Source organism: Pseudoteredinibacter isoporae (genome assembly GCF_011602085.1).
GTDB lineage: Bacteria > Pseudomonadota > Gammaproteobacteria > Pseudomonadales > Cellvibrionaceae > Pseudoteredinibacter > Pseudoteredinibacter isoporae.
Genome location: NZ_JAAONY010000001.1, coordinates 1,084,629 through 1,103,396, shown reverse-complemented (window position 1 = coordinate 1,103,396; position 18,768 = coordinate 1,084,629). Strand labels below are relative to the sequence as shown.

Here is an 18,768-nt window from a genome sequence, read left to right as displayed (position 1 = left end):
ATTTTAGGAACGCGTCCATCGCCCCCGTTGCCCGGTGCGACCAAACGCGGAATACGGATTATCATCCTCTTCCAGCTCGACATTGAAGAGCTGGGACAAGCCGACAATTTTCTCGGCCAACCAATTGTGCAGCGGGGAATTCTCCGTCCGTTTGTGGGCAACCAGAACGTAATTGATCTGAATTTCCTGATGGGTCGGCAGAGGTAAACTCATCAAACCACCACCAAACTGAGCAAAGTCGGTCAGGAAGGGCGGCCCCATCATAATACAGTCCGTGCGGCGCACCACCTCCATCGCGGTATAGAGGTGGGAGGTCTCAAACACTTCTCGCACATCATGCTCCAATTGATAGAACACTTCACCGACCTGATCAATCAGCTCCATTTCTTCCACATTGGGCATATACAACGCCACTCTCGGAAACTGGATGATTGAGTCCCAATCGGGTTTACGCTGGCGGCGCAATGGATGCCCTTTGCGTACCAGCAATACAGGCTTGGTGGACCCCAGGTTTTGCAGATTGAACTCTGGACGATAATGGCTACGGCGGACATGAATGGCAAAATCCAGGCCGCCCTCGGTGAGTTCATCCAATTGCCGCTCAACCCTGGAGAGCGTGGTCACTCGAAGCAAAGGCGCTTCTTCCTGCAGAAGCTGCATCAGCGCTGGCAACAGCACGACCCCAACGTATTCAGAGACTGCAATGGAGATCTCACCTTCATAGGTCTTCGGGTCAAACTGCTGACCCGCCGTAATCGACTGAACCTGGGACAACACCCCCTGAATCTGGGATTGCAGCTCCAGTGCCCTCGGGGTGGGCACCATGCCATGGGAACTTCGCGTAAACAACGGATCGTCAAATAAATCTCGCAGGCGACCGAGGGTTTTACTCATGGCCGACTGAGTGATGAACAAACGGTCCGCTGCCCGAGAAACGTGCTTTTCTTCCAGCAAAACCTGAAATGCGACCAGAAGATTTAAGTCCATTCTGGCCAACTGGCGTGTATCCATAGCTTTTTTACATCGTTTTTCTTTGTTATGAATTGAATTCATTATAGCTAGTAATCTAAACCATTGGAAACATAACAGCTCAATAACTAGACTACACACATCTTAAAGAACACGGCGAAATAACTCGCCACCAACCCTAACTTAGCAGGAGATTAGACACATGTTGCAAGCAGCATTCGGTATTTATCTAGCCCTGTTGGCTTTCATCGCCGTACAGGATTTAACTAAGTAAGCTAGCGAGGCTTACTTAAGCAGTCAGTTTCATCATCGCTTCTTCTCTATTATTTAGAGATTTTTTTAGACCGCTAAGCCAGAATGGCCTAGCGGTTTTTTTATGCCTGCCATCTACCATTCCCCACCATACAGCCGTCACCCAATGGCTGATACACTCGTCTAAGCAATACCGATGTATTAGATGGAGCAAACATGTCAGCGAGACATACCGAGGTACAAGAGTGCCTGAAACGAGTAGATCAGAAATTAGGCATCCCCAAGCACCACAAAATGAGCCTGAGCCCTTTTATTTTCTTTCGTGGCTCAGCGCCGCTGTTTTATCAGGATCTGGCCTCGGGTTTATTGCAAGTCCCCCAAGCACTCCAGCAAATGCCGCTGACAACCATTATGGGCGACTGCCACAGCTCCAACTTCGGCTTTCTTAGTGAAGAAGGCTCACACAGCAGCGATATTATTTTTAGCCCCAATGATTTCGATGATGCCTGCATCGGTCACGCCAGCTGGGATCTTCTGCGTTTCAGCTGCAGCCTGTTTCTGTGCGCGGCTCACTGTCAGGCCATCAGCGAAGGCCGCTTTGACACCAAGGACGGTCAAGGCAAAGTATTCGTCGATCAACAAGGCGCCGAAGAAGCGGCATTGGCCTTTGTACAGGCCTACAGCAAGACTTGCAGCGGTCAAGAAAAAGAACTCTACCAAAGCGGCCTGGATCAGTTCCCGGAACAACACTTTTTGTTCAAGAGCTTCAACAAAGCCAAACGCCGAGCAGCCGGCGGTGAAGATTTTTATCGCAAAAGTGCCATTGCCAAATCGGTCGATCTGGATGCCCAGCCATTACGATTTGCCACTAGAGCGGACCGCTTCGAGTTACTCAGTGAAGATCAGCTAAAAGCCATCCACTTTGATTTGGCGCCTTTTGTTGATGACTGCATTCTGGATATTGTTAAACGTCTGAACGCCGGCACAGGCTCCGTCAACATGGATCGCTACTACTTGCTTGTCGGTCCGGAAGGCGCCGGCAAAAACGAGCTGGAGCTGTGTCATTTGGTGGAAGTGAAGCACCAGCGCGAAGCCGCACCGATTCATTATTTTCCTGATTTGAGCCCGAACAACAGATTGAACCCGGCGCACCTGACCGTTATGTGTCAGCGCCGCATGCAACGCTCCCCCGATATGGTGCTGGACGAAACCGAATGGCGCGATGGCCACTGGCTGATTCGCTCAAGGCATCACGCTCGACTTGGTTTCGATCCCGAAGATATTGCACTCGGCAAAAAAGCAGCGAGGGGAGGCTTTACCCAATACGCCGAAGCCTGCGGAACGGCCCTGGCACTTGCTCATTGCCGGGGCGATCGACGCTCACAGCGATTCGAACAGTCTGTACAACAACAGCTGATCGGGCAGGAACATAATATCGTCAGTGCAGCTAAAACCTATGCAAAGCAGGTAGAACAAGACTGCCGAATCCTGGAACAATTATTACAAAGCGAAGGATAAGTAATGCCAACACCGCATGAGCTACCCGATGTATTAGCGGGGCCCATTCTGCGTCATATTGATCAAGACACTTTTACGCTTTGGCTAGCCACTCGCAAGCCTTTGCAGGGCCAACTCCTGTTAAGCGATGAACAAGGGCAGGAGCAACAGTTTGAAATCGATGATCGCATTTGTGACAGCATACAGCTGGGGCAACATTGCTTCATTCATTTGCTACAAGTGTCAACAGAGCTTAGCAGTGAGCAGGACTATTTCTACCAACTGAGCGATTTGGAAGAAGCCAATCATTCAGCCCTCTGCTATCCCGGAGACAAAAGAATACGCTTTCGGCGTAAAGCTGAAATCGATCGAATCTGGCACGGTTCCTGTCGCAAACCACATCACCCGCAACGCGATGCCATGGCCAGCATGGATGATCGCCTCGCCCAAATGGACAATAGCGAAGATCGCCCCGCCCTGCTTATGATGAGTGGCGATCAAATTTACGCAGACGATGTTGCCGGCCCAACCTTGGCTGCCATCCACCAGATCATCGAACACCTCGGTCTATTTTCTGAAAGCTGGGAAGGAGCCATGGCAAATAGCCAGGATGCGCTCCTGGAACACCCTTATTGTTATTATCAACGGGAAAAACTTTTACCCCAGGACAAAAGCAACCAGGAAGTTACTGACAGTTTTTTCCGCGGTGCACGCAAACCCATTTTTACTTCCGCTGGTGCTCACAATCATCTCATCACCCTGGCAGAAAGTATTGCTATGTATTTACTGTGCTGGTCACCCAGCTTATGGGAATTGATCGACTGGCAGGAAGCTCGCAATAGAATTCCGGAAGCCTATCTGGAACGCTATGACAGAGAAAAACAGATTCTGGATGGTTTTATTCGTGAGCTGCCAAAAGTACAACGCGTACTGGCCAGCCTACCCTGCTATATGATTTTTGACGATCACGATGTAACCGACGACTGGAATCTGACTCGTGGCTGGGAAGAAGCTGCATACAACAATCCACTGTCACGACGAATTATCGGCAATACCCTGATCGCTTACTGGATTTGCCAAGGTTGGGGCAACCAGCCTGAAACGCTTCAAGCCCTGCGCGACAGTACTCGCCACTGCTTCCAAAGTACGGGCATTGCAAAGCATGAGACGCTGATTGATATTGTTCTGGACTGGGAACATTGGCACTACTGTATCGACACAAAACCGAAAATGATTGTACTGGACACCCGCACCCATCGATGGCGTTCAGAAAGCAGCCCGGGAAAACCTTCCGGACTGATGGATTGGGAAAGTCTCAGCGAGCTGCAACAAGAATTGATTGGTGAAGACGCCGTGATCATGGTATCGCCTGCCCCCGTATTCGGGGTCAAGCTGATCGAAGTTATACAACGTATTTTTACGTTCTTCGGCAAACCTTTGTTGGTTGATGCTGAAAACTGGATGGCGCACCCCGGTGCAGCCAATGTCATGCTGAACATTTTCCTGCATGGAAAAACGCCACCCAACTTTATTATTCTTTCCGGCGATGTTCATTATTCTTTTGCCTATGACATCACCCTTCGCTTTCGAAAAAACAGCCCCCGAATTCTGCAAGCAACAGCAAGTGGTTTTAAAAACGCTTTCCCGGGGACTCTGCTAAGCTGGCTCGATCGCTTGAACCGTTTGTTTTATGGATCTCGATCCCCCCTGAACTGGTTCACCCAACGCCGTCGCATGCGCATACGCCATCGCCGCCCCAATGACCAAAAAAGCCGAACACTCTACAATCAGGCGGGCTATGGAGAATTACTATTAGCCGACAAAATTGAAGATGTGGAAGTTAAAGTTCATGCCAGCAATGGCGAAACGGTGATGTTTTTTGATTAAGAAAATCAGTTTATCCAAAGGGGAATTCCCTTTAAGATTTAGCGCCAACAGGAGGGACAAACATGTATCAGAACCGACCAGCCATGGCCATAGGTACACTGGCAATATTGACCATTATCTTTATCGCATTGATCATCCTGGCCTTTTGGGCTTGGCCAAAGTACAACGTCTATAAGCAGGAACTCAACGGCCAGGCAGCATTGAGAGAAGCCGAGTGGTCGAAACAGATACTGATTGAGGAAGCCAAGGCGCGTGAGCAAGCAGCATTAATGCAGGCAAAAGCTCGTGTAACTCTGGCCGAAGCCGAGGGTAAAGCAAAAATTGCTCGAGCCAAAGCCGAGGGCCTTGCTGACATTGAACGCGCAAAAGCCGCGGCTGAAGCCAATCGCATTATCGGCGAATCCCTTAAAAACAACGAAGAATATCTGCGCTATATATGGATTAAAGGATTGCAGGATGGCAAAGGCGAGCGCATATACATTCCTACCGAAGCTGGCTTACCCATTCTAGAGGCCGGCAAAGCCAGTAAATAAACTTAGAGGCGCACCGCCCCACCAGAGTATTGTTTCAATAAGTTTTGGTAAGCGGTGCTAGCATAAAACTCTTTCAGCGCCTCTTCCATTTTGCTTTTTAAGCGCTGGTGGTCACGCTTCTTGGAGAACACAATATAGGTTGGCCATTCAAGTACAATACTGTCTTCACTATCCACAAAATTGACCGCGACCACTTTCTCGCCAGCCCCCATTTTTTCCAGAGCCCAAGCAACCCGAACCGCATCACCCGCGATAACGTCAACACGGCCCTGCAAAAGCATTTTCAAATTGCTTTCGGTATCGTTAGAAATAGTATTACTGGAAAAGCGCTGATCAATTGCCTCTCGCAGAATACCATGACCATATAAACAACCACGTTCAGTTCCAATGCGATATCGGTTCGCCTGCTGATAATTCGAGGTCAACTCAACGGCTTGGGATTTCAAACGGTATAAACGGTAGCGCTCTACAATAATCGGCGTGCTCATATAGTCTCCCCAACGCTGACGTGCTTTATCCACACCCGACATAAAAACAAAATCACTGGTACCGTCTTCTGCCCAACGCAGGGCACGCTTCCAGGGTTGAATACGAATATCAATCGGAGCCAGCTCAGTTCGCTTTTCAATTTCCCGAAGAATATCGACAGCCAAGCCCATGAGCTGCCCATGCTCTTTATAAACATAGGGAGGCACCAAAGTCGTACTGGCAATAAGGGTATTTGTGTGATGAGCAGAAGGTGTTGTCGAAGCTGGATTGGCCAAACAACCCAATGCAAACAAGTTAATCAACAGAAAGAAAACAGCAGCTTTATACATCGTAATACTCGCTACTTCTTATTGGATTTAATTATTCTAGAAGCATGATGAATGCCGCATCAAAGGTCAAATACCATAATTAACTTAAGTGAGGCAGAGCATCAAAAGTGGACCAACGGATTCCGACAGGCACAAAAAAGCCGGACATAAAGTCCGGCTTTTTGAAACAATAAATCGCTTAGGCGAAAGGTTGGCGCAGAATAATGGTTTCGACGCGATCCGGACCGGTTGAAACGATATCGACGGGTGCGCCTACCAGCTCTTCAAGGCGAGCAATGTAGTCACGAGCGGCCTGAGGAAGTGCATCAATGGATTGGGCACCCACAGTGGATTCTGTCCAACCCGGCATTTCTTCGTAAACGGGCTGTACATCTTCCCAACCTTCCGAATCGAACGGAACCGAAATCGAATTGCCGTCTTTGTCCTGATAACCCACACAGATTTTTACGCACTCAAGGCCATCCAGCACATCCAGTTTGGTCAGACACAAACCGGAAATGGAGTTGATGCGAATCGCATGTTTAACCGCTACGGCATCAAACCAGCCAGTACGACGCTCACGACCGGTCGTTGCACCAAATTCGTGACCAACTACGCCGAGATGCTTACCCACTTCACAGGACAACTCGGTCGGGAACGGACCAGAACCTACACGAGTGGTGTAAGCCTTGGTAATGCCCAATACATAATCCAGATACAGAGGGCCAAAACCGGAACCGGTTGCCGTGCCACCGGCTGTGGTGTTGGAAGACGTTACAAAAGGATAGGTACCGTGGTCGATGTCGAGCAACGAGCCCTGAGCACCTTCAAACAAAATGTTCTCACCCGCTTCGCGAGCGTTGTGCAGCATATCGGTCACATCAGCAACCAATGGACGCAGCTCTTCACCCCAGGCCAAGGCATCCGCCAGGACCTTATCGTAGTCAAGCGGCTCGGCTTTGTAGTAATGCTCAATCGCAAAGTTATGGTATTCCAGAACTTCCTTCAGCTTCGTAGCAAAACGCTCAGGGTTCATCAGATCACCCAGACGCAAACCACGACGGGCAACTTTATCTTCATAGGCCGGACCAATACCACGGCCTGTCGTACCAATCTTTTTACTGCCGCGTGCCGCTTCGCGAGCCTGATCCAGAGAAACATGGTAAGGCAGAATCAGCGGGCAGGAAGGTGACAGACGCAGACGCTCGCGCACGGGTACACCTTTGGCTTCCAGCTCAGCCATTTCCTTCAACAACGCATCGGGGGCCAGAACCACACCGTTGCCGATCATACAGGTCACACCATCGCGCAGGATACCGGAGGGGATCAGGTGTAAAACGGTTTTTTCACCTTCAATTACCAGGGTATGGCCAGCATTGTGTCCACCTTGGAAACGAGCCACCAGAGAAACCTGATCGGTGAGCAGATCTACAATCTTGCCCTTACCTTCGTCGCCCCACTGGGTGCCTAAAATAACTACGTTCTTGCCCATGTTTTCACGCTCTTAAACTGAATAAAGCTTTACTGGCTTAGCGCCATTCAACGACCTGATAGTCGCCATTAATTAACTGTAACTGGCGATCACAAGCCAGCTCTTCCTGAATGGCTGGCTGATCTGCCAAACCACAAACAACTCTTTCGCCCTGCGCGCGCAAATCCCTTACCGCTTGCCACTGGGCCGGATCATCACTGGCCGCAGCATAAATGCCACGCATCGCTGCCGGACCATCACTGATCAACTGTGCCAGCTTGGTGACATCAACCGCGAAGCCCGTAGCAGGGCGCGCTCGACCGAACACTTCACCAATATGGTCATAACGTCCACCGTTGGCGATGGCCTGACCGATGCCATCAGCATAGGCCGCAAAGATCAATCCGGTGTGATAGTTGTAGCCACGCACCTCGGAGAGATCGAAATACATTTGGGTACCCGGGTAGCGCTGCTCGATCACCGCCGCAATCGCTTCCAATTCATCCAGAGCCGCCAGGGCATCTTCCGATACACCATTGAACCACTGGCGAGCTTTATCCAACACGGACTTGTCTCCCGCCAAGCGCGGCATCTGTTGGAGAAGGTCAACAAACTCAGCGGACAGCGACAAGCTCTCCAGCCATTGTTCCAGCTCCGAAATGGCTTTGTGTTGCAGCAGCTCAAAGAAAGTCTCTTGCTCAGCTGCACTCAAACCCGCAGCTTCCGCTACCGCTCGATAAATACCAACATGACCCAAATCAATATTGGCGGTTTCCAGGCCGGCCAGCTGCAGGGTTTCCAGCATCAGTGAAACCACTTCAATGTCCGCATCCAAACCCGCTTCACCAAACAATTCGACGCCCGCCTGAATGGGAGATCGAGTGGCCAGTGGCCCCTTTGGTTTGGTATGCAGTACATGACCTGCATAGCACAGGCGGTTTGGCCCCTGGCGACGAAAGCTATGAGCATCCATTCGGGCGGTCTGCGGGGTTATATCCGCGCGAATACCCAAAGTGCGTCCACTCAGCTGATCGGTCATTTTAAACGTCAGCAGGTCGAGGTCATGCCCCAAACCAATCAGCAAGGAATCTGTGTATTCAATCAGCGGGGGAATAACCTGGTCGTATCCCCAACTGCGATAGGTATCGATCAAACGGCGACGCAAGGCTTCAATTTTTGCCGCTTCGGCAGGCAGCATTTCTTCCACGCCATCGGGCAATAACCAGCGGTCGACATTAGCCGGGCCAGTGCTCATGGTGACAATCCTTCACGTTTAATTAATCAGGTACATTGGGCCTGCCAATACGCTGGGCAGGCTAGTTACACGAATGTGTGAATCATTCACCTGTGCCTTTGTACGACCAGGCGGCGCCATCGGTGGGGGTACAGAAAAGGGATCACCCTTCCTCGCACCTTCAGTAGACTTAGGGCTCAACCCAAATCTTCCCACATGCGAACTTTCTCTTCACTGGGCCATGCCCAGACTCAACAGGGCCGAAGCCCACACACAAAAAAACCGGAGCTAGCCCCGGTTTTTCTGATTTTACCATTTTCTTCCCGGTGGAAAACAGCCCCTAAGGGCCATTTCCTGCCGGTCAATGGTGTATTTCAGGCCTACTTGTCAGATTTACCTTTGGAATCATTCAAGTAGCGGAAGAAATCGCTCTTTGGATCGACCAGGAGCATATCTTCACGACCTTTAAAAGAGTTCTTGTAGGCGTTCAAACTGCGCACAAAAGAGTAGAACTCAGGATCACGACTGTAGGCGTCGGCGTAAATGGCAGCTGCCTCAGCATCACCGTCACCGCGAATCAATTCAGATTCACGATAAGCTTCTGCTTCCAAAACCGCTTTTTGGCGATCGGCATCCGCGCGAATCACTTCCGCCTGCTCACGGCCTTTTGCACGGTAATCACGGGCTTCTTTCTCACGCTCAGAGGTCATACGGTCATAAACCGAACCACTTACGTCATCGGGAAGATCGATCTTTTTAACGCGGACATCCACCAACTCAACACCAATTTCTTTTTTGGTAATCTCGGTGAGGCTGCGGGTCAAATCAGCCATCAGCTCATCACGCTCACCACTGACCACTTCCTGCAGGGAGCGACCACCGAACTGGTTACGCAGGCCTTCGTTTACACGCTGACTCAGCAGGCGAACTGCAGTGCGCTCTTCACCTGAGGTAGCTTGATAGTAAACGCCCACATCGGTGATGCGCCACTTCGCGAAAGAATCCACCATCAGAGCTTTTTTCTCGATGGTAAAAATACGCTCAGGCGGCGAATCCAGAGTCAATACTCGGCCATCGAAGCGACGGACGTTGTTCACGAAAGGAATTTTAAAGCCCAGTCCAGGCTTCAAGTCATCCTTTTCGATCGCACCAAAGCGCAACATCACCGCACGCTCGGTTTCATTGATGATGTACAAGCTGCTGGAAGCAACCAGCAACAATACGCCCATTAGCAACAGGCCAAATAGGGTTTTAGTATTCATTAGCGGGCCTCCCTACGACGATTGGCAGCAGCATCACGACGCAATTCATCGATTACACGGTTCTTGATATCACGAACCATATCGGGCGAAACCACCTGGCTGGACGGATAGCTGGCACTCGGCTTGGCAATCTTATCCAGTGGCAGGTACAACATATTGTTGCCGCCTTCGACATCGATCATTACCTTGGATGAACGCGACATCACCTGCTCGACCGCATCCAGATACATACGCTCGCGAGTCACTTCAGGCGCCTTCTGGTATTCCACCAACAGATCGGTAAAGCGTTCTGCCTCACCCTTGGCGCGACTGACAACCTCCGCTTGATAAGCATTAGCTTCTTCCACCATCCGCTGAGCTTTACCACGCGCTTCTGGAATAATGCCGTTGGCGTAAGCCTGGGCTTCGTTTTCGGTACGTGTCTTGTCCTCTCGGGCCTTGATCACGTCATCGAAAGCGTCCTGAACTTCGCGGGGAGGTTCAACACCTTCCATGTTCACTTTGCTCACCAGAATACCGGTCTGGTAGTTGTCCAGATAATCCTGCAAACGCAACTGAACGTCCTGGGCGATTTTCTCACGACCAACCGTCAACACGTCATCCATGCGGGAAGAACCCACCACATGACGCAAAGCCGAATCCGTCGCCTGTACCAAACTGCCATCAGGGTTGCGAACACGCAGAGTGTAATCAACCGGATCAGCAATATTGTATTGGACAGACAAGTCGACCTGGACGATGTTTTCATCCTTGGTCAGCATTGTGGACTGGGCCGAATGAACACGCTGCTTGGTGACGTTTACAATGATCACCTGATCGATCAGCGCCGGCGCAAACTTCAAACCCGGCTCAAGAGTACGGTTGTACTCACCCAGGCGAAGCACAACACCACGCTCCTGCTCGTCGATCTGGTAGAAGCTCTGGACGATGTAAAACACACCCAAAACGATAAAGATCAACATCAGAGGGAGACCGGAGCCTTTGTTGCCGGAGTTTTTACCGCCGCCATTACCAAACAGGTTATCCAGGCGATCCTGAACCTTTTTAAACACCTCATCTAAATCCGGTGGCCCGTCATTATTATTGCCACCGCCGCGGTTTCCGCCACCGCCCCATGGGTCTTTATTATTTCCACCCGGTTCATTCCAGGCCATAGATTTTCTCCAGTCAAAAGGCAGCCGTACTGCCTGTGAATTGTTATAAATCAATATAAGGCTGATGCGCTATTTTACAAGCAAACTTACGCAACTTAATAGCCGAGGCTATTGGCATTTTAAGGCAATTAATGCACAAAAGCCCTCGGGCCCGCAGACACTAGTGCCTGACCACTTCAACACGCGGCACATCGGCCTCCTTGAGGTTTTCAGCCGCCAAAATGCGACGAAAATCATTGCGCGGCATACGCAACTCAAGGTGCATTGCACCAGCATCATCATAGCTTTCATTAATAACGGCATTGTTTGCGTAAAAACGAGAGCGCAAACGGCCCGATGCCGCCATTTCAACCCCCGCCATGGAATACACTTCGTGAATCATGTCTCGCCCGACACGTTCAGCAATGGCTTGCAGTAATAAATCGACACCTTCACCACTGTGAGCCGATAACCAGACCGCAACAGGCTGACCTTGATCATCGCGATCAATTCGAGGCTCAAGACCCAGCAAATCAATTTTATTCATGATTTTCAGCGCCGGAATCTCTCCGGCACCGATTTCATCCAGCACTTCGTCGACGGCTTCAATATTGCGATCGCGCTCCTCAGCTGCCGCATCGATAACGTGCAACAACAGATCGGCATTAGCCGCCTCTTCCAACGTGGCGCGAAAGGCCTCCACCAGCTTATGGGGCAAATGGGAAATGAAGCCCACGGTATCCGCCAGAACAGCACCACCGACACCATCCAGCTCAACTCTCCGCATGGTTGGGTCCAGCGTTGCAAACAGCTGATCCTGAGCGTAAACGCCGGCTTCGGTAATGATATTGAACAGTGTGGACTTGCCAGCGTTGGTGTAACCCACCAGCGACAGTGTCGGTAAATCAGCTCGCTGACGTGAACGACGCCCCTGATCGCGTTGCTTACGCACTTTTTCAAGGCGCTTTTCGATGGCGCTGATGCGCCCGCGCAGCAGGCGGCGGTCGGTTTCTAACTGAGTTTCACCCGGTCCGCGCAAACCGATGCCACCTTTTTGGCGCTCAAGGTGTGTCCAACCACGAATCAGGCGTGTCGACATATGCCTTAACTGGGCCAGCTCAACTTGCAGCTTACCTTCGTGGGTACGGGCGCGCTGGGCAAAAATATCCAGAATCAAACCGGTGCGGTCCAATACCCGACACTCCAGCTCTTTTTCCAGATTGCGCTCCTGACTCGGGCTCAATACATGATTGAAAATAACCAGCTGGGCACCGTGCAACTGCACCGTCTGCTTGAGTTCATCAAGCTTACCGCTGCCAATAAAAAAATTAGGGGTGGGACTGTGACGATGGCCAGTCAGAAAAGCAACTGGATCTCCGCCGGCCGAGAGCACAAGCTCTTCGAATTCGCGGGGGTCGTCTGAATCTTCACTGCGAGAGAGATCCAGGTGAACCAAAACTGCCAGTTCACCCGAATCAGGTCGATCAAAAAACAAGGTTACCCTCTATTGATTAACCTTCTTCGCCTTCACCTGCTGCTGGATTCAACATAGGTACACGTACAGGGCGAGAAGGAACAACCGTAGAAATTGCGTGTTTATAAACCATCTGGCTAACAGTGTTTTTCAACAGAACCACAAACTGGTCGAATGATTCAACCTGGCCCTGAAGCTTAATACCGTTTACCAAGTAAATGGACACCGGAATGCGCTCTTTACGCAACACATTCAGGTAAGGGTCTTGTAGGCTATGCCCCTTTGACATTGTTATTCTCCTTAAAAATAAGCAAAAAACTTCCTGCAAAAACACTCTCTAGAGCCAAATATAGCTGGGGACGACTCTGAAGAGGCAGAAACAAGCGTAATAAAGGGCTCAAATGAGACCTTTTACAACTGACATACCTATTATATGTCCTTTCGGCCAATAAATCCCATCGCTTGGGAGATAATTTCATCTTCCCGTAATAATTGTCCATCTTCTTTGTCTATGTAGACCCAGTTTAGTTCAGACCAGCCCCGTAACCAGGTCAATTGGCGCTTCGCCAGTTGACGCGTCGCCACAATTGCTTTTTCTACGGCCTCATCGAGACTCAACTCACCATCCAGGTACTGCCAAATTTGCCGATAACCCACCGCACGCGCCGAAGGAAGTGCAACATGCAAATCCGCGCGACAATGCATAGCCTTCACCTCATCGAGCAAACCTTGATCAATCATGGCGTGATAACGTTGCTCGATGCGCCGGTGAAGCAATGCACGATCATGGGGCGCGATGGCCATTTGCAAAACTCGGTAACGATCCGAAAACCCTTCACGTTGTTCAGCTTGTTGCTGGCGACGCAATTCGCTCATGGTTTTACCACTCGAGCGATAAACCTCAAGGGCCCGGCTCAGTCGTTGGGAATGATTCGGGTGAATAGCGGCCGCCGTTTCAGGATCCACTTTCGCCAACTCAGCGTGCACCGCTGGCCACCCCTCTTTTTCAGCCAGCTGTTCAATTTCCATACGCACCGCAGCATCGGCCGCTGGCATATCCGCCATGCCATCCAGTAGGGCTTTGAAATAGAGCATGGTGCCACCGACCAGCAAGGGGGTTTTCCCCCTGGCCAGAATATCTTCGACCAAGGCTTCAGCATCAACTCTGAAATCTGCTGCACTGTAGGGCTCAGCCGGGTCCCTGATATCAATCAAATGATGGGGCACCTGGGCCAATTCTTCGGCACTGGGTTTCGCGGACCCGATGTCCATGCCACGGTAAACCAACGCCGAATCAACGCTGATAATTTCAACAGGAAGCTGCTTGGCAATTTCCAGAGCCAGGGCGGTTTTACCCGATGCCGTAGGTCCAAGCAGGAAGATTACATTTGACAGGTTAGAATCACCTGTAGGTATTGATACAGTCATTTATCCAGTATAACGGCGATTCAAAATATTCTCTCGAACTCATGCTTATTTGTGCAAATACTGGACACTTAAAACTTAATAACTAGTCCAGCTAAGCCAAAAAGCCCAAAGTAAGCATGACAAGCTTTCCAATTTTGAACAGTTCCCCATAAATTAGTTTGTTATTTAGAGATAATCGGCCCTTCTGGCTTCAAGCATTGAAAAAAGCCATTAACATTAAGCTAGATTTTACGATAAACGACACGGATGCCTTTATTCGAGACTATGCTTATTCGGGTGGCTGCACAGTTCCACAAAGGGAAAGTAAAACATCAGGAGTGTTCGTCCTCAGACCTTCCCCGGCACCCAGCCAAAGGAAAACGAGCAGTGAATCTTAAGGCATCCGTAAAAATGTGCCGACCCTACCTACGCTCAACAAAGCAAGGCAGCGGCGAACGTAAAAGACGAGTGTATCAATGTTTATCAGTCTGAGATGGAAAGCGACACTTGCAGTCAGTTTATTGCTGGCGTTTTTGTGCGCCGTTTTCTTCTATTTCATCGACCAGCGTGCCAGCAAAACCAACGCGAGCGAGCGCACTGAAATGCATCAGCAGCACGTGGGCTTATTGACCGGACTGATTGAGCAATCCGAACATCACTTGCAGCAGGTGGCCAGCGGAATCCCCGAAGCCCTTAGATACCCACAGAACAGCAGTCTGAAACAGGTCATCGATCGTTATTGGCTCTACCTGCAAGCCGATTGGGGCATTGAGGGCATCAGTCTTTATGACAGCAGCGGAACCATGCTGAACAGCTGGGGCAGTTCACCCCGTATGCCGGCGTCGGTTTTACGAGAGACCATTGCAGGCGTGAATCAGTCGGGTTCCAAAATCAGCTGTCAGGAACGCTGCAGTCAATCCATGTTGATGCCTATCAAGGGTTCCGATGGCCATCAGCTTATCCAGATCGATGTTGAGCTCAGCCAGCTGCTGGATGATTTTCGCCGGGTCACCAAAACCGATATCGGCATTATCAGTCGTCGCCCGAATATCGAAAACCCGGACATTCCCAACTGGACTCAGTCGGTATTGCACCTCACCCAACGCCGAAAAAACTTGCCGCACATAATTCGCCTTTCCCATCAGAGCAGCTTTACAGACAGCATCGGCACCAACCAAACCCTGGAGTCTGATAATCGCGCCTACGACATCAGTATCTTCGGCATGCCACAATTTATGGATGCACGCTTAAGTGTTGTGATTCTTTCCGATATCAGCAAATCGGTACAAGCGGCAAGGGAGGCTGAAGAACAATCGCTCAGCCAAATTCTGTTACCGCTGCTTACCGGGTGCATCGTGTTATTTATGATGATGCTTATGCCCTTGAATCGTATGATCAAACAAACACGCATCATGCGCACTCTGATCAAGGGTGATTATGAGCTGGCCTCGTCCCTGATCAAACGGCAAAAGCCACGTCGTTTTTTCTCTGACGAAGTTGATCAACTGCTGGAAGCCGAAAGTGAGCTCTCCACCCAGCTCGACCAACTGCAAATGCAGCTACAGGAAAGTACGGACGAGCTGAAAAACCTGGCCATGTTCGACAATCTGACTGGCCTCGCGAATCGCTACTGTTTTCTAAAAGAAATCAAACTTCGTCAGCGACGCTTCAAGCGCAACAAAACCGGCTTCGCTTTATTGTTTCTGGATCTCGACAATTTCAAACGTATCAACGATTCCCTCGGCCACAGTGCCGGCGATAAATTACTGGGCATTGTCTCGAACCGATTGAAATCCTGTGTTCGCGCCGCTGACGTGGTCGGGCGCTTGGGTGGCGATGAGTTTTGCATCCTGATTGATAAAGTCAGCGACCCCATCGAAACTCGATCTCTGGCCGGACACATCCTCAGCACACTGATTATGCCCATACACATTGCTGGCACCGAGATTAATATTTCCGCAAGCATCGGCATTGTGGTGGCGCCAAACGACGGCATTACGACCGAAGAATTATTGCAGAACGCCGACCTCGCCATGTATCAGGCCAAAGCCATGGGCCGAAACAAATACTGCGCCTTCAGCAAGGAACTGACTCTGCGTGCAGCTCGACAATTATCATTGGAAAATGAATTGCGAAATGCTCTGGCGAACCAGGAGTTCGAGCTTTATTTCCAGCCACAGGTCCACATCAATAGCAGCGAAATTTGTGGAATGGAAACCTTGATTCGTTGGCAGCACCCCAGCAAAGGTTTGCAATACCCCGATCAGTTTATCGACACACTGGAAGAGACCGGTCTTATTGTGCCCGTCGGTGAATGGATCCTTAAAGAAAGCTGCCGATTGGTTTCCAGCTGGTTAAAAGCCGGGCTGCCACCGATTAAAGTAGCCGTGAACATCTCTGCCCGTCAATTTACAGACCCCGGTTTTCTTCGCTCCGTTGAAAAAACCCTGGCCGCCACCGGCTTACCAACAGAATACCTTGAGCTGGAAATTACCGAATCCATGGTGATGGGAAATATTGATGAGAGCTTTGAGCTGTTGCAAAAGCTACGTGAGCTTGGCGTCACCCTGTCCATCGATGACTTTGGTACCGGTTACTCTTCGCTCAGCTATTTAAAATCCCTGCCCGTCGATATTCTGAAAGTCGACCGTTCCTTTGTGATGGACATTCCCAACAGCCAGAGCGATATGGAAATCACAGCGGCGATTATTGCGATGGCGCACAAACTGCAATTAAAAGTTGTGGCCGAAGGTATTGAAAACCCCGAACAGCATGACTTCCTGAATCAAAATAATTGCGACTACGGACAAGGCTACCTGTTTGCCAAACCGCTCACACAAAAAGAGCTGATCGAGGTTTTGAACAAGCAGCGTCTGGAGCAGGAAAACAATTCCCTTACTGTCCCCGCATAAACAGTTTATCCATCTCGGCCAAGCTCAACATCGACCAGGTTGGGCGGCCATGGTTGCATTGACCGCTGCGCTCGGTAGCTTCCATATCCCTCAACAGAGCGTTCATTTCAGCAATGCTCAGTTTACGATTGGCACGCACGGAACCATGACAGGCCATGGTCGCCATAATCTCATTAGCGTGTTCTGTAATGCGGCGACTGTCACCGTATTCGATCAAATCGGAAAGCACATCTCGCACCAAGGTTTCCACATCGGCTTTGTTCAGCAGCATCGGCACCTGACGAACCAATAAGGTTTCCGGGCCTGCCCGTTCAATCACAAAACCCAGAGAACTGAAATTATCATTAAACTGTTCTGCAAAGTCGGCTTCTTTTTGACTGAGGGCTAGACTCTGGGGCACCAACAAAGGCTGGGCCTTAATCCCTTCAGCCGCATGGGCCAACTTCATGCGCTCATAAACGACCCGTTCATGAGCGGCATGCATATCAACGACCACCAGACCCTGGGCATTTTCTGCCAATATATAAATGCCTTTCAGTTGAGCAATGGCATAACCCAGAGGTGGAATCTGTTCGTCTGAACTTTCAAGCCCCTGATTTTGATGTTCTGAAGGCGCAACCACTTGCGCGTAGTTAGCCATTTGTTCACGTAATTGATCGGCGGCTGGTCGCTGCTCAGGCCGATAGGCAGGAGCTGCACCCGACGTAAAACCGGAAGCGCCGACAGGCGCAGAAAACGGTGCACTTTGCGGGCGAAAATCCATCGCCTCCTGCTGTTTGAATTCACCAGCGGCTACACCACTGGTTGGTGCTGTTGTTGGCTGTAAAACATTCGCGTCGGCGCTGGGCAACTGATCATCGGGGCGTACTTCCGCCAGCGCCCGGTGCAAGCTTCGAAACAGGAAATCGTGCACCATACGATTATCGCGAAAACGCACCTCGTGTTTGGTCGGGTGCACATTCACGTCTACGGTGGCGGGGTCCAGCTCCAAGTACAAAACGTAAGCCGGATGACGACCATGATAAAGCACATCCTGATACGCCTGGCGTACCGCGTGGGTCACTAACTTATCGCGAATCGCACGGCCGTTCACATAGAAGTGCTGCATATCCGCCTGACTGCGGGAAAAACTCGGCAATGCCACCCACCCCCACAGACGCAATCCACTGCGTTCAATATCCAGATGCACCGCATTTTCCATAAAAGCCGGGCCACATATCTGGGCCAGACGGCGCTCTTTTTCGTGTTGATTGCTGGCCGCTGGCAAATTGTGAATGGCCTTGCCATTGTGGCGTAGAACAAAGTTCACATCGAAGCGAGACATTGCCAATCGCTTGATCACATCATCAATGCGATTCATCTCGGTTTTTTCGGTACGTAAAAACTTGCGTCGTGCTGGCGTGTTAAAAAACAGATCTCGCACTTCCACCGTTGTCCCTCGGGGATGAGCAGCGGGCTTCAGCTCAGCGACCATGTCTCGCCCTTCCGCACTGGCCTGCCAGGCATCGCCAGCATCTCCGGCATTACTGGTCAGTGTCAGCCTTGAAACCGAACTGATACTCGCCAGAGCTTCTCCGCGAAAACCCAAAGTACCGACCGCCTCCAGATCGTCCAGCTCGTAGATTTTACTGGTGGCGTGACGTGACAGCGCCAGCGGTAGATCATCCTTACCTAAACCACTGCCATTGTCCCGCACACGCATCAGCTTAACACCGCCAGCTTCAATCTCGACTTCAACACGACTGGCACCGGCATCCAAACTGTTTTCCAACAGTTCTTTAATGACCGACGCAGGGCGTTCAACGACCTCACCGGCGGCAATCTGGTTAGCGAGACGGGGGCTAAGAAGCTTGATTTTCGACATGTGATTTAAATCCGTACAGACAAGGCAGGCAGTTTAACGGGCTTTAGGAACTTTCGCATCCTTCGAAGGTGGGGCT

The 18,768-nt window shown here is 50.6% G+C and carries 14 protein-coding genes; 4 read left to right on the top strand and 10 right to left on the bottom strand.

Annotation, left to right across the window (positions count from 1 at the left end; genetic code table 11):
- Positions 1–3 precede the first annotated feature (3 nt).
- Positions 4–1,011 (bottom strand): LysR family transcriptional regulator, encoded by a 1,008-nt coding sequence (locus G8768_RS04780; RefSeq protein ID WP_166850525.1) that lies wholly within the window; start codon positions 1,009–1,011, stop codon positions 4–6.
- A 426-nt stretch (positions 1,012–1,437) separates the two neighbouring features.
- Between G8768_RS04780 and G8768_RS04775 the strand changes: the two genes are divergently transcribed.
- The 3 genes from G8768_RS04775 (at position 1,438) to G8768_RS04765 (ending at position 5,138) form a co-directional block, all read left to right on the top strand.
- Entirely contained in the window at positions 1,438–2,739 is a 1,302-nt protein-coding gene (locus G8768_RS04775) for a DUF2252 family protein (protein WP_166850528.1), read from the top strand.
- Between the two features lie 3 nt (positions 2,740–2,742).
- Entirely contained in the window at positions 2,743–4,605 is a 1,863-nt protein-coding gene (locus G8768_RS04770) for an alkaline phosphatase D family protein (protein ID WP_166850531.1), read from the top strand.
- Positions 4,606–4,667: 62 nt separating this feature from the next.
- Positions 4,668–5,138 carry an SPFH domain-containing protein gene (locus G8768_RS04765; protein WP_166850534.1) on the top strand — a complete coding sequence of 157 codons (471 nt, stop codon included), beginning with the start codon at positions 4,668–4,670 and terminating at the stop codon, positions 5,136–5,138.
- Positions 5,139–5,140: 2 nt separating this feature from the next.
- On the opposite strand, the gene G8768_RS04760 is transcribed toward G8768_RS04765, so the two are convergent.
- From G8768_RS04760 to miaA, 8 genes are all read right to left on the bottom strand, one after another.
- On the bottom strand, positions 5,141–5,956 hold the full coding sequence (locus tag G8768_RS04760) for a substrate-binding periplasmic protein (protein ID WP_166850537.1): 816 nt from the start codon (positions 5,954–5,956) through the stop codon (positions 5,141–5,143).
- A gap of 178 nt (positions 5,957–6,134) precedes the next feature.
- Positions 6,135–7,427, bottom strand: coding sequence for an adenylosuccinate synthase (locus G8768_RS04755; protein WP_166850540.1), 1,293 nt, complete (start codon positions 7,425–7,427; stop codon positions 6,135–6,137).
- 37 nt (positions 7,428–7,464) lie between these two features.
- Positions 7,465–8,661, bottom strand: coding sequence for an ATP phosphoribosyltransferase regulatory subunit (locus G8768_RS04750; RefSeq protein ID WP_166850543.1), 1,197 nt, complete (start codon positions 8,659–8,661; stop codon positions 7,465–7,467).
- Positions 8,662–9,020: 359 nt separating this feature from the next.
- A complete protein-coding gene (gene hflC, locus G8768_RS04745; protein WP_166850547.1) occupies positions 9,021–9,902 on the bottom strand; it encodes a protease modulator HflC in 882 nt (293 codons plus the stop codon).
- Complete coding sequence (hflK, locus tag G8768_RS04740) at positions 9,902–11,056, bottom strand: FtsH protease activity modulator HflK (protein WP_166850551.1); 1,155 nt, start codon at positions 11,054–11,056, stop codon at positions 9,902–9,904. Before hflK ends, hflC begins: the two co-directional genes overlap by 1 nt.
- Before the next feature lie 160 nt (positions 11,057–11,216).
- Entirely contained in the window at positions 11,217–12,530 is a 1,314-nt protein-coding gene (gene hflX / locus G8768_RS04735) for a ribosome rescue GTPase HflX (RefSeq protein WP_166850554.1), read from the bottom strand.
- Positions 12,531–12,546: 16 nt separating this feature from the next.
- Entirely contained in the window at positions 12,547–12,798 is a 252-nt protein-coding gene (gene hfq, locus G8768_RS04730) for an RNA chaperone Hfq (RefSeq protein ID WP_166850557.1), read from the bottom strand.
- Positions 12,799–12,938: 140 nt separating this feature from the next.
- Positions 12,939–13,937 carry a tRNA (adenosine(37)-N6)-dimethylallyltransferase MiaA gene (gene miaA, locus G8768_RS04725; RefSeq protein WP_166850560.1) on the bottom strand — a complete coding sequence of 333 codons (999 nt, stop codon included), beginning with the start codon at positions 13,935–13,937 and terminating at the stop codon, positions 12,939–12,941.
- Between the two features lie 455 nt (positions 13,938–14,392).
- On the opposite strand from miaA, the gene G8768_RS04720 reads away from it, so the two are divergent.
- Positions 14,393–16,828 (top strand): bifunctional diguanylate cyclase/phosphodiesterase, encoded by a 2,436-nt coding sequence (locus G8768_RS04720; RefSeq protein WP_166850563.1) that lies wholly within the window; start codon positions 14,393–14,395, stop codon positions 16,826–16,828.
- Here the strand turns inward: G8768_RS04720 and mutL are convergent.
- Positions 16,812–18,692: a DNA mismatch repair endonuclease MutL gene (mutL, locus tag G8768_RS04715; protein WP_166850566.1), complete on the bottom strand. Its 1,881-nt coding sequence runs from the start codon at positions 18,690–18,692 to the stop codon at positions 16,812–16,814. The genes G8768_RS04720 and mutL overlap by 17 nt on opposite strands.
- Positions 18,693–18,768 lie beyond the last annotated feature (76 nt).